We start from the raw sequence: 11,814 nt of genomic DNA, 5'->3' as shown, positions 1-11,814 counted from the left end.
AAGCTTTAAACGTTGGCTTTACGGTTTTTTAACTTCTCACGTATAAACCCGATAATACCCGGTAAAACACTAATAATAATGATGCCGAAAATAAGGTGGGTGAAGTTATCTTTAACGATTGGCATATTTCCAAATAGATAACCTAAGGTTACAAAAGAAGCTACCCAACAGAATGCTCCAATTAAGTTATATGTCAGGAAAAACTTATAATTCATGCTACCAGCACCTGCCACAAAAGGAGCAAAGGTACGGGCAAATGGAATGAATCGAGCAAAAATAATCGTTTTACCACCATGGCGGGCAAAGAATTCTTGAGTTTTGGTTAAGTGCTGCTTATTAATGAATCTAGAGTTCATTTCAAACACACGTGGACCGATAAAACGTCCAATATGATAGTTCACTGTGTCACCTAGAACTGCTGCAATAAAGAGCAGAGTACCTAGCAACCATGGATCCATCTTACCTGTAGATGCAGCTAATGCCCCTGCTGCAAATAATAAACTATCGCCCGGTAAGAACGGCATGACCACTAAACCGGTTTCGACAAAAATAATTAAAAATAATATGCCATAAATCCAGACTCCGTAATTTGTAATAAATTCGGCGAGATGCTGGTCAACGTGTAGAATAAAATCAAGAAGTTCCATGAGATAGCTAAGTGGTAAACCGTGCTCAAATCCTAGCAGTGAGCCTATAGAAAGTCAGTATAGAACATCAAAAAGATACAAATTAATCATCCTATTTGTGCAACGATATATATGGATTTTGAGTATTTAATTATCAATGTCCCAAACCTAGAATGAGTTCATCAACAAATAAGCATTTAAATAAAGGTGGCTGTATGTTTAATCCAAATGTGGTGGTCAAAAATATCGTAACGCAAACAGGTGCGGATAGTTTTATTAGTCTGGTTGCTCGTGTACTTATTGCATATATCTTCCTTGTTGCTGGCTGGGGAAAAATCACCGGTTACGCAGCAACAGCAGGTTATATGGAAGCTATGGGGGTTCCTGGTGGAATTCTACCATTAGTCATTTTGGTTGAGTTTGGTGGTGGTTTAGCTTTGTTATTTGGTTTCCAAGCACGTTTTGCAGCTTTTGGTCTTGGAATCTTTAGTATTTTGACTGCGTTCTTGTTCCACCAAGGTGGGGCTGATGCAGCAGCGCAATATAATAATAGCATCCACTTTATGAAAAATTTTGCAATGGCAGGGGGATTGTTCTTCCTAATGCTTCACGGTGCTGGACGTATTAGCCTAGACCATGCAATTGAAAAATAATATTCAAGATAAAATAAAAAACCGGATGAGCAATTCATCCGGTTTTTTTATATTTAAAAATTAGAGCATGAACTGGATTTGTAATTCCCCAACAACAAAACCAAGTACGGCGCCTACTGCAATGAGTGCCCACTCATCTTCTTTGAACGCTGGACGCAACATCCCTTCAAATTCGGATGGTGTTAATTTTTGCATACGTTCAATTAAAGTGCTGCGAATATTCATAGCATCTTCTGCATAAGACTCAACATATTTCATGGTCTCTGGCAGCTGTTGCATAATACGTTCTGCAACTTGTGTTTTCATATTCTGGTATTTTTCTCCACCAATTGCGTATACAACAAGTGGACGAATGACACCTGCTTGCATATCAATTTCCTGTTTAACATGGCGGTTCACCAAATCAATCACGCGTGCAGAGTGAGTGCCGGAAAATAGCTCTTCCATCATATGACGTGAAGTTAAAAGCTGTTTGGAAATCAAGGCTGCATAGTCAGCTGCTACTTCATTCTGACGTTTAATAAACAGACCTTGCCATGTATAGCCCAATATCTTTTTAGGATAGAGCGGTCTAAACATCATTTGTAGCGCAATCCAGTCACTGAAAAATCCTACAAATCCGCCAAACATCGGCAACATCCAAGGATATTTACCTTGCGTGATAATCCAGCACAGCATCTGAATCACACCAATACCAAAACCGAATACAAAGCCAACGTTACTGAAAAATTTAAATTCTTGTTTGCCTACACGTTTAAAAATATTGTTGAGTAAACGCTTATCTTTAAGCAAATTACTAATCACCAAATGCTTAATATCAAAATATCGATTTACGTCACGTTGCACTTCACTCATGATGTGCTCGACAATTTCAGGCGCTTTGGATTGCACTCTACGGATCAGTCTTTGACGGGCAAACTCAGGCATGCCTTCCCATAAACCGGGTTGATACTCTTGCGCAACTTCACGCGTAATATCTTCTGCTGCTGCCATTAATGGTTTTTCAATTTCTTTGGCAATACGCTTTGGGTCAAGACGAGCAAAAATTTCTTCGGGTTTAATCAGCTTGGCTGTCATGAGTTCAACAGCAATGGTTGCCATTTTTTCAGCTTTACGAGGTACGATACCTTGCCAGCCAAAAAACGGTTTAATACCTTTAAATTCAAGTGGTGAGAACATCATTTGAATGGCAATCACTTTAGTGACATAGCCAATTAAACCACTCATGAAAGGAATAGAGACATACAACCAAAAATGTTGCTGGAAATCTGCAATCATAGTTTGAAGCATTGTTGTTCCTTAGATTTCTATTGATTTTGATATGGGGCAACAAGCCATAAAAAACGGATCACTGTTTAAGGACAGACAAATATCGCTTAATGGTATTTACCTTTCCATGGTAATGCCTGTTTTATCGGGTCATCTTAACATCAAATTCATGAGGATGTTGCATAGAATGTGATGAATTTATCAATGTGTATGAAGATTTTAAGAGGTATACAGTACATTGATAAATATCAATAAATTTATATTTATATCAATCAATCTAAATATCAAAATGATTATGATATGAAAAAAACAAGATATATGATGATTTGCGGTGCGCCGAAGCGTGAAAAATGTTAAAATGGCGCGCTTAATTCTTTTGCCATTTAGTGGTTTGTCATGACTACCAATACTCAAATTACTGAAGATCGTATCCTGATTCTGGATTTCGGCTCTCAATATAGTCAGCTCATTGCACGTCGTGTACGTGAAGCTGGTGTTTACTCTGAAATGTATGCCTTTGATATGTCTGAAGAAGACATTCGTGCTTTTAACCCAAACGGTATTATTTTGTCAGGTGGACCTGAGAGTGTGCATGAAGAGGGTAGCCCACGAGCACCACAGGTGGTGTTTGAGTTAGGCGTTCCAGTATTGGGTATTTGCTATGGTTTACAAACCATGTCTGAACAGTTAGGCGGTAAAGTTGAGCCGGGTACTGTACATGAGTTTGGTTATGCCGAAGTTGATATCGTTAAACGTGACCAACTTATTGGTAACTTACAAGACCGTGAAAACCAACTTCATGTTTGGATGAGCCACGGCGATAAAGTGAGCCAGATTCCAGAAGGTTTTACGATTACTGCAAGCACACCAAGCTGTCCAGTTGCTGCTGTAAGTGATGAAGCGCGTCGTTTCTATGGCGTGCAGTTCCACCCAGAAGTAACGCACACGGCAAAAGGTGAAGAGTTACTTGCAAACTTCGTTCATAAAATTTGTGGATGTGGTGGCCTTTGGACACCTGAACACATTATCGATTTACGTGTAGAACAATTACGTCAGCAAATCGGTGATGAAAAAGTTCTTTTAGGTCTTTCTGGTGGTGTTGACTCATCTGTTGTTGCTGCGCTTTTACACAAAGCAATTGGCGACCAGTTAACATGTGTATTTGTTGATAATGGCTTACTTCGTTTAAACGAAGGTGACCAAGTAATGCAAATGTTTGCTGAAAACATGGGTATCCGTGTGATTCGTGCAGATGCTGAACAACGTTTCTTAACTGCATTGGCTGGTGAAGTTGATCCAGAGAAAAAACGTAAAATCATTGGTCGTGAATTCATCGAAGTATTTGCTGAAGAAGCACGTAAACTTGATGGCGTGAAATTCTTAGCACAAGGTACGATTTACCCAGACGTAATCGAATCTGCTGCAAGCAAACAAGGTAAAGCACACGTTATTAAATCTCACCACAACGTGGGTGGTTTACCTGACGATTTAGAGTTTGAATTGGTTGAACCTTTACGTGACTTGTTTAAAGATGAAGTACGTAAGTTAGGTACTACACTTGGCTTGCCACACAGCATGATTTACCGTCATCCATTCCCGGGCCCTGGTTTAGGTGTTCGTATTTTGGGTGAAGTTAAAAAAGAATATGCAGATATTCTTCGTCTTGCTGATGACATCTTTATGCAAGAGCTTCGCGACAGCGGTTGGTACGACAAAACTGCTCAAGCATTTGCTGTATTCCAACCAGTTAAGTCAGTTGGTGTAGTAGGTGATGGTCGTCGTTATGCATGGGTAATCGCACTTCGTGCAGTTGAAACGGTTGACTTTATGACAGCTCGTTTTGCGCATTTACCATATGAATTAGTTGATAAAATCTCAACGCGTATTATGAATGAAATTAAAGATGTATCACGTGTGGTATACGACGTGTCATCTAAACCACCAGCAACGATTGAGTGGGAATAAGCAAATGAAAAGGCAGGATTTAATCCTGCCTTTTTTATGTCTATTGATAAAAGCATTATTTATGTTTATCGATATACTGGTGACTAGTAATAAAAAAAATACTTTGATTTGAACCAAAACGTTCTACTGATTTCTCAAAAACCATTCCAACACGTTCTAGTAATTTGATTGATGCTTTGTTCTGTGTTTGAGTCTCAGCTATTACTTTCTTAAGATTTAACTCATTAAATGAATAATTTAAAACAAATTCAAGTGCTTGAGTTGCATATCCATATCCCATATATTCCGGCAGCAATTCATATGATACTTCGATATCTGAGCCGTCATGATGAGTATCCAGAGATATAATTCCTAGAAAATTATGATCAGTAGAAGATCGAATTGCCCAAATAGGTAATTTACTTGGAGTATTAATATCAGTATGTGCTCGCGTTTGAGCTAGAGATACTTCCAAGGGTCCACCTAAATACTTTCTAGTCGTATCATTTGTATAAAGTCTAACTAAATTAGACGCATCTGCTAATGTTAAATCGCTTACATAACACAAGTGCATATTATTTATGATTAAAGAGAAAAATTAACGTATTACATTTTATAAGAAATTCATCATAAATATTCTTTTCTTTCGTCAGCTTAAATTTCTTCTCAGGAAACTACCTAGTAAGGTGCTTAAGCACTCTTTTTTATTGCTTAACTTTTAAAGATAAAAATTAATCTTAATAACTATCAATACAATAGATCATATATTATTACTTATACTTGATAAAAGATATATTAAGATATATCTTAATATGCATAAATTAAACATATTAGAGAATCTTCAAAGATGAAACAACAATCAGAACATCATCATACTGAGCACAATGAACATCACCACGGCCATCACCGTTCGGGGCGTCGTGGAAGACTTTTTGAAGCTGGACGAATGAAACTTTTAGTCCTTCACCTTATTCAGCAAAGTCCTAAGCATGGTTATGAAATTATTAAAGAAATAAGTGATTTAGTCGGTGATGGCTATACGCCTAGTGCAGGAACAATTTATCCGACTTTAACCAGTCTTGAAGAAATGAATTTAATTAACTTAGTGGATGTAGAGCGTAAGCAATATCAAATTACGGAGTTTGGTGAGGCTTATTTAACTGAACAAAAAGATAAGTTAAGTGCACTGTTAGAAAAATTACGCTTAAGACGTGAAATTCACAGTAATGATCAATTAATTGAAATTCACCGCGCCATGGAAAATTTAAAAACAGCCTTACGTTTGAAATTGAATACTACTGACTTGAAGCAAGAGCAGATCTATCAAATTGCCGAAAAAATTGATCAGGCTGCGGTTGCAATCGGGCGTCTATAAGTTGAGATACAACATGTTAGAGCTACAGCAAAAAATCAAAGAAGCGGGCCTAAAAGTCACTCATCCAAGACTTGCTGTTTTGTCTTTAATTCAACAGCAAGCAGAAGATCTAACGGTTAAACAGATTTATCAAAAGCTATATACCCAAAAACAGAAGTTGAGTTTGGCAACAGTTTATCGGGTGGTCAGTGATTTGGTAGGAGCACGCCTAATTTCAAATACTCATTTCCAACGAGGTGAAGCCAAATTTAACTTATCAGACTTAGCCAATAATCAACTGCTACAGATTCAATGTGCAGAACTGACAGAAGCCAAACAAGAACAATTTCTAGCGAGTTTGCAATCGGTATTTAATCAATTTCAAGTTGACTTAAAGCAGATTGAAATTATCCAAAACCATTAATTTTTGATAGAGAATTTATATATGAAACAGCATCAATATCACGTTACTGTACAACATTTAAAAGATGCCAAAGGCGAAGTTTCTACTTATACGGAAAGACTTGAGTTCTATACTGGTAATCATGACGATATTTTTGAGATTGTTGAAAAGTTAAAGAATGCAGAATTTTTCGATGATCAAACCACAAAATCTTTTGCTGTTGGTCTAAAGTTATTTAGTGAAGTCATGCTGGAAAATCGAGATCATGCATTGTTTCAAGAGTTCTTTCCGCAGTTCGGACAATTTATGAAAAATCTAAAACAGCTCGTTAAAACTCAGTCATCTTAAGCTGCTGAATGCAGCTTTATTTATTTTTATAACTAAAAAAAGGATTGTCTCATTCATAACACCCTGTGTATTACTAAAAGACTATATTGAATAATGAGTGTATTGTTAAGATCAGTATAACAACTCATTGCAAAAGCATAGGTAAAAGAGAGTAATATCATGAGCAATAATAATGATTACGATATTTCTGATTCAAAAGATTGTGAGAAATTTGCCAATCAATTTATTCAGGAATTTCCAATTCGCTCTGCTGAAATTGGACAGGGGACAGTCATTAAGCGGGCTTTACCTAGCCGTCAAAAGCGAATGATTGGTGCGTGGTGTTTCCTAGATCATGCAGGCCCAGTAACTTTTCCAGCGGGTGATGGTCTAGATGTTGGTCCTCATCCTCACATTGGTTTGCAAACTTTCACGTGGATGATTGAAGGCACCATGATGCATACTGATAGTTTAGGTTCAAAGCAATTGATCCGTCCTAAACAAGTAAACCTGATGACAGCAGGTCATGGTATCTCTCATACAGAAGTTGCCCCTGATACAGAAACTCAAATGCATGCTGCCCAGCTTTGGATCGCATTGCCTGACCATAAGCGCAATATGGATCCTAAATTTGAACACTACCCAGAACTACCTGTTGTTGAAAAGGATGGTTTAGAGTTTACCGTCCTTGTGGGTGAATACTTGGCAACTACTTCCCCAGTTGCAGTGCATACGCCGTTAGTAGGTGTTGATTTAATTGCTACCGAAGATACTAAAACACGTATTCCACTAAATCCTGAGTTTGAATATGGTTTTATGGCATTAGATGGGGTTGCCCATGTGAATGGCCATGAACTCACTGCCGACAACATGGTTGTATTAGATACGGGTTTAAGTGAAATTGAAATTGAAGTAAAGAAAGGGAACCGTGTGCTGTTAGTAGGCGGTGAACCGTTTGAAACTCCAATTTTACTATGGTGGAACTTTGTTGCACGTACAATGGATGATTTAAAAGAAGCGCGGGAGCAGTGGATTAATCATGATGTGCGTTTTGGTGAAATTCCAGACTACGTGGGTGCGCGTTTAGAAGCGCCAGTTCTTCCGGATCAAATGAGAGCATCAAAATGACAGCAGTAATCGCAAGCAGTAAAGCAAAGCCTCTTGCTGAGCAGTGGAAGGGCGAAATCACCAGTGGTCGTCATCAATATTTTTGTGATGAACCAGAGAAGTTGGAAGGGCATGACCAAGGTCCAGCTCCTTATGATTTACTTACGGGAAGTCTGGCAGCTTGTACACTTATTACTTTAAGAATGTATGCAAAGCATAAAGATTATGACTTTGGTGAGTTCTCAGTTGAAATTGATTTTCATACCAATCGTGAGCATGAAGAACATATTGAACGTCGTATTGTTTTTAAACAGTTACCAAGCGAAGAACTACAGCAAAAAATATTAACAGTGTGTAGTAAAACGCCTGTTACTAAAACTTTGTTACGTAGTTTAGACATTCATACTGTGCTTGTTACAGTGTAAAAATGCTATTTTGTTGTGGTGGATGATTTTATATCCATCCCACAAATGGAATAAAACAGCATGTTCACATGCTGTTTTTTATGTAAAAAAGAAAAATAAAAGTAGGAAATAGCATGATTAGTGTACACCACCTGGAATGTTCGCGATCGTTTCGGATTTTATGGGCTTTAGAAGAATTAGGCTTAGATTATGATATTCATTATTATCAACGTCTTCCCAACTATTCTGCGCCAGAAACACTGAAATGTATTCATCCCCTCGGCAAAGCCCCAATTTTGACAGACGATGAGCAAGTCATCGCAGAATCTGCTGTGATTTTGGAGTATTTACAGCAGCGTTACGATCAAAATCAGCAATTTAAACCTAAGCAATCTCAGGATTTACAGCAATATATTTACTGGATGCATTATGCTGAAGGTTCACTTATGCCTTTATTGGTCATGACTTTAGTTATGAATAGTGTAAACAAACACGTGCCATGGTTAATCCAACCTGTAGCAAAAAAAATCACAGAAGGGGTTAAGGCAAGTTTTGTTCGTCCACGTATGAAAGATCATATTAGTTTTTTAGAAAACTACTTATCTGAACATGAATATTTTGCAGGGGATTTTTCATTTGCTGATATTCAAATGAGCTTTCCACTAGAAGCTCTTCAGTCGCGTTTACAAGGTAAATATCCGCATATTCAAGCCTTTTTACATCGTATTCAGCAACGGCCAGCTTTTCAAAAGGCAAAACAAAAGAGTTTGGGTTCAAACGAAAGAAATTGTGCTGACATATAAAAGAAAAGGAACAAATATTTGTTCCTTTTTTATCACTCTTGCTTTATTTGCGTTTAATTACGATAGAGTCAATACCACTATGTTGTAATGTTTGCTGGGCTGCAAGCGCAGCATCTTGAGTATCATATGGACCAGAAATAACACGGTACCAAGTCTTACCATTTTCAGAACTTTTGACTACATCGGCAGATAAGCCATTTAAAATAATTTCTGCACGACGAGCATCTGCTTGATCGGGATCTGTATAGCTACGGACTTGTAAAATGTAATTTGGTTGTTGAGGGGCCGCAGCTGTAGAGTCATCGCTATCAGTAGTAGCAACAGACTCAGATGTAGCAGGTTGTGCTGTACTAGGCGCCTCTACAATCATTGCTGTACCCTGATTTTTACTTTCAGGGATTGCTTGTTCCGGAATAGGGGTTACTTGTTGCTGAGGCAATAGATCATAAAAGCGATAGTCTTTATTGGTCTCTTCTTCTTTATAGTGATCAGACGTAATCTGATTTTTTGAAGAAACAGGTTGCCACGGTTTCCACAGCATGAGCATTACCGCAATGCATAAGACGACTAAAATAGCGACAAGTGTCCCTAGCCATTTAGGGATTAAAGGCTTTTTAGGCTTATTAGGTCTTTCAGATACACCGCGTTGCGTTTTGCCAAACACGTGGATTATTCCTCTGTCTTTTGATTGTTTTCTTTCGAGTTTACTTTAAAACATCGCTCTGTAAGGTTTATATCATCACAAAGCGATGTCTTTTACAGCATGGCTGAATATGTAGTTCTACCAAATATCCAGCATTTATTTACATGGCTTCAGGTGCAGAAACACCAAGTAATTCTAAGCCATTACGCAATACTTGTTGTACATTGATTGAAAGTAATAAGCGTGCTTGTGTAAGTTCAGCATCATCACTTAAAACTTTGTGTTCATTGTACCAACCGTGGAATAGCGCAGCTAATTCCTTTAAGTAGTTACCTACTTGGTGCGGTTCATACGCATTAGCAGCACGTAACACAACGTCTGGATATGCAGCCAGTTTAGCAAGAATTTCAGTTTCTGCATCAAGTGATAAACGTGCAGTATGTGAACGAGCTGCACTTACTTCAAATTGTAAGCCAGTGCTTGCTGCTTTTTCTAACATACGGCAAATACGTGCATGAGCGTATTGAATATAATACACCGCATTATCTTTGCTTTGTGATACAGCAAGATCTAAGTCAAAGTCAATGTGTTGTTCGCTTTTACGCATTACATAGTAAAAACGAGCAGCATCGTTCCCAACTTCTTTACGTAAGTCGCGTAAAGTCACGAATTGACCTGAACGAGATGACATTTGAACCATCTCACCACCGCGCCACAAACTTACGAACTGAACTAAAAGAACAGTCAATTTTTTCGAGTCATAACCCATCGCATCAATAGCAGCTTTTACGCGAGAGATATAGCCGTGGTGGTCAGAACCCCAAATATCAACAAGGTCAGTATAACCACGTTGTAATTTATTTAAGTGGTAAGCAATGTCAGAGGCAAAGTAAGTCGTTTGACCATTACGGCGCTTAACAACACGGTCTTTTTCATCGCCAAACTCAGTCGATTTAAACCAGATGTTGCCATCTTTTTCATAAAGGAAGCCACGTTGATCAAGTGTTTCTAAAGCTTCATCAATTTTTGCGCTAAGAGATGCTTCACTGAACCATTGATTGAAAGTTACGCCAAAGTCGGCAAGGTCATCTTTAATGTCATCTAAAATCGCATGAAGAGCTGCTTGATGGAAAACACGGTAGCCTTCACCTAATAATTGTTGTGAGTTGGCAATAAGACCATCAATGTGTTTTTCTTTGTCACCAGACAATACAACTTTATTGCCTTCGCTATCGAGTTCATCTGCATATTGCACGTCTTCTGGCACGTCTTTATAGACGTCTGCTACATCACGAACATATGCATTGTTATCTTTGTCGATAATGCTTTGAGCAATCTCTTTAACGTAGTCGCCTTGATAAGCATTTTTTGGAAATACAAGGTCTTGGCCCAATAATTCTAAATAACGTAAATAGGTAGAAGTCGCCAAAATATCCATTTGACGGCCAGCATCATTTACATAGTATTCGCGATCAACTTTAGCACCTGTTGCTTCAAGCAAGTTTGCAACAGTCATACCATAAGCAGCACCACGGCCATGCCCTACGTGTAGGCTAGATGTCGGGTTTGCAGAAACGAATTCAACTTGAATCTTTTTCGCTGCATTTGATTGGCTACGGCCAAAGATTTCTTTTTGAGCTTGAATTTGATCAAGAATCGCAAAACGCTGGTCTGCATTTAAGAAGAAATTGATAAAACCAGGACCTGCGATTTCAGCTTTACTGATATCTGCAACTTCTGGTAGAGCCGCAAGAATTTTTTCAGCTAAATCACGTGGTTTCATACCAGCAGCTTTAGAGCCGATCATGGCAATATTAGAAGCAAAGTCGCCATGGCTTCGGTCTTTGGTGCGCGTTAAATTGCTTGAATTATTCCAATCCGAAGGAAGCACGCCTTCTTGCTGAAGGGTTTGCACTGCATGGTCGAGAGCTGCTTGTATTGCCGTATTCATATCAATCGAAAATAGATGTCGCAGAAAAACGTCAAATATAGCAAATTTCCTATGAGTTGGGGGAGTGCATTTAACGCTTTCACTGAATTTCTTTCTTTTCGTTCCCTACAACTATTTTTTTTGTAAATATTGAAAAATAAGCCTAAGTAAATTCTAAAAGCACGTAAATATAGGCTTTTTAGACAATATTTTCTAAATTATAAGCTAGTAAAACACTTGGTATTTTTTATAAAAATGTAATAGGCTGAAAAATTATAGGATTGTAAGCCCAGTATAGTGTTAATAGAGAATGATTTTAAAAAACTAGTAAATCATAAGTAATTAATTTTT

At 38.0% G+C, this 11,814-nt stretch carries 13 protein-coding genes; 8 read left to right on the top strand and 5 right to left on the bottom strand.

Annotated elements, in window-relative coordinates:
* Positions 1-5: 5 nt before the first annotated feature.
* A complete protein-coding gene (locus tag NE363_RS17615; protein WP_025465185.1) occupies positions 6-647 on the bottom strand; it encodes a DedA family protein in 642 nt (213 codons plus the stop codon).
* A gap of 194 nt (positions 648-841) precedes the next feature.
* Here NE363_RS17615 and NE363_RS17610 point away from each other — a divergent pair, with 194 nt between their 5' ends.
* Positions 842-1,279, top strand: coding sequence for a DoxX family protein (locus tag NE363_RS17610; RefSeq protein ID WP_004705959.1), 438 nt, complete (start codon positions 842-844; stop codon positions 1,277-1,279).
* 60 nt (positions 1,280-1,339) lie between these two features.
* Here NE363_RS17610 and NE363_RS17605 read toward each other — a convergent pair whose 3' ends face one another.
* The gene (locus NE363_RS17605) at positions 1,340-2,557 is read right to left on the bottom strand and encodes a DUF445 domain-containing protein (RefSeq protein ID WP_171057791.1); all 1,218 of its coding nucleotides are present in this window, start codon (positions 2,555-2,557) and stop codon (positions 1,340-1,342) included.
* A 387-nt stretch (positions 2,558-2,944) separates the two neighbouring features.
* Here NE363_RS17605 and guaA point away from each other — a divergent pair, with 387 nt between their 5' ends.
* Positions 2,945-4,513 carry a glutamine-hydrolyzing GMP synthase gene (guaA, locus tag NE363_RS17600; RefSeq protein ID WP_004705956.1) on the top strand — a complete coding sequence of 523 codons (1,569 nt, stop codon included), beginning with the start codon at positions 2,945-2,947 and terminating at the stop codon, positions 4,511-4,513.
* A 55-nt stretch (positions 4,514-4,568) separates the two neighbouring features.
* On the opposite strand, the gene NE363_RS17595 is transcribed toward guaA, so the two are convergent.
* Positions 4,569-5,066 (bottom strand): GNAT family N-acetyltransferase, encoded by a 498-nt coding sequence (locus tag NE363_RS17595; RefSeq protein ID WP_151749755.1) that lies wholly within the window; start codon positions 5,064-5,066, stop codon positions 4,569-4,571.
* Between the two features lie 273 nt (positions 5,067-5,339).
* On the opposite strand from NE363_RS17595, the gene NE363_RS17590 reads away from it, so the two are divergent.
* From NE363_RS17590 to NE363_RS17565, 6 genes are all read left to right on the top strand, one after another.
* Entirely contained in the window at positions 5,340-5,867 is a 528-nt protein-coding gene (locus NE363_RS17590; RefSeq protein WP_445535539.1) for a PadR family transcriptional regulator, read from the top strand.
* Between the two features lie 13 nt (positions 5,868-5,880).
* Positions 5,881-6,270 carry a Fur family transcriptional regulator gene (locus NE363_RS17585; RefSeq protein ID WP_191000854.1) on the top strand — a complete coding sequence of 130 codons (390 nt, stop codon included), beginning with the start codon at positions 5,881-5,883 and terminating at the stop codon, positions 6,268-6,270.
* A 21-nt stretch (positions 6,271-6,291) separates the two neighbouring features.
* A complete protein-coding gene (locus NE363_RS17580) occupies positions 6,292-6,597 on the top strand; it encodes a DUF3861 domain-containing protein (protein WP_004705953.1) in 306 nt (101 codons plus the stop codon).
* Positions 6,598-6,756: 159 nt separating this feature from the next.
* Positions 6,757-7,704 (top strand): pirin family protein, encoded by a 948-nt coding sequence (locus NE363_RS17575; protein ID WP_004705952.1) that lies wholly within the window; start codon positions 6,757-6,759, stop codon positions 7,702-7,704.
* Positions 7,701-8,108, top strand: coding sequence for an OsmC family protein (locus tag NE363_RS17570; protein WP_019457989.1), 408 nt, complete (start codon positions 7,701-7,703; stop codon positions 8,106-8,108). Before NE363_RS17575 ends, NE363_RS17570 begins: the two co-directional genes overlap by 4 nt.
* A 113-nt stretch (positions 8,109-8,221) precedes the next feature.
* A complete protein-coding gene (locus tag NE363_RS17565; RefSeq protein ID WP_039252904.1) occupies positions 8,222-8,890 on the top strand; it encodes a glutathione S-transferase in 669 nt (222 codons plus the stop codon).
* 43 nt (positions 8,891-8,933) lie between these two features.
* Here NE363_RS17565 and NE363_RS17560 read toward each other — a convergent pair whose 3' ends face one another.
* Positions 8,934-9,554 carry an SPOR domain-containing protein gene (locus NE363_RS17560; protein WP_445535538.1) on the bottom strand — a complete coding sequence of 207 codons (621 nt, stop codon included), beginning with the start codon at positions 9,552-9,554 and terminating at the stop codon, positions 8,934-8,936.
* 139 nt (positions 9,555-9,693) lie between these two features.
* A complete protein-coding gene (gene argS, locus NE363_RS17555) occupies positions 9,694-11,484 on the bottom strand; it encodes an arginine--tRNA ligase (protein WP_445535537.1) in 1,791 nt (596 codons plus the stop codon).
* Positions 11,485-11,814: the final 330 nt, after the last annotated feature.

The sequence above is a fragment of the Acinetobacter sp. G18 genome, from assembly GCF_052660225.1.
The sequence above is the reverse complement of the archived record's forward strand: the minus strand, read 5'-3'. Positions and strand labels throughout refer to the sequence as shown.

Excerpts from the sequence above, each read along its gene's own strand:
- NE363_RS17615 (WP_025465185.1), bottom strand. The coding sequence starts at position 647 with ATGGAACTTCTTGATTTTATTCTACACGTTGACCAGCATCTCGCCGAA.
- NE363_RS17610 (WP_004705959.1), top strand. The coding sequence starts at position 842 with ATGTTTAATCCAAATGTGGTGGTCAAAAATATCGTAACGCAAACAGGT.
- NE363_RS17605 (WP_171057791.1), bottom strand. The coding sequence starts at position 2,557 with ATGATTGCAGATTTCCAGCAACATTTTTGGTTGTATGTCTCTATTCCT.
- guaA (WP_004705956.1), top strand. The coding sequence starts at position 2,945 with ATGACTACCAATACTCAAATTACTGAAGATCGTATCCTGATTCTGGAT.
- NE363_RS17595 (WP_151749755.1), bottom strand. The coding sequence starts at position 5,066 with ATGCACTTGTGTTATGTAAGCGATTTAACATTAGCAGATGCGTCTAAT.
- NE363_RS17590 (WP_445535539.1), top strand. The coding sequence starts at position 5,340 with ATGAAACAACAATCAGAACATCATCATACTGAGCACAATGAACATCAC.
- NE363_RS17585 (WP_191000854.1), top strand. The coding sequence starts at position 5,881 with ATGTTAGAGCTACAGCAAAAAATCAAAGAAGCGGGCCTAAAAGTCACT.
- NE363_RS17580 (WP_004705953.1), top strand. The coding sequence starts at position 6,292 with ATGAAACAGCATCAATATCACGTTACTGTACAACATTTAAAAGATGCC.
- NE363_RS17575 (WP_004705952.1), top strand. The coding sequence starts at position 6,757 with ATGAGCAATAATAATGATTACGATATTTCTGATTCAAAAGATTGTGAG.
- NE363_RS17570 (WP_019457989.1), top strand. The coding sequence starts at position 7,701 with ATGACAGCAGTAATCGCAAGCAGTAAAGCAAAGCCTCTTGCTGAGCAG.
- NE363_RS17565 (WP_039252904.1), top strand. The coding sequence starts at position 8,222 with ATGATTAGTGTACACCACCTGGAATGTTCGCGATCGTTTCGGATTTTA.
- argS (WP_445535537.1), bottom strand. The coding sequence starts at position 11,484 with ATGAATACGGCAATACAAGCAGCTCTCGACCATGCAGTGCAAACCCTT.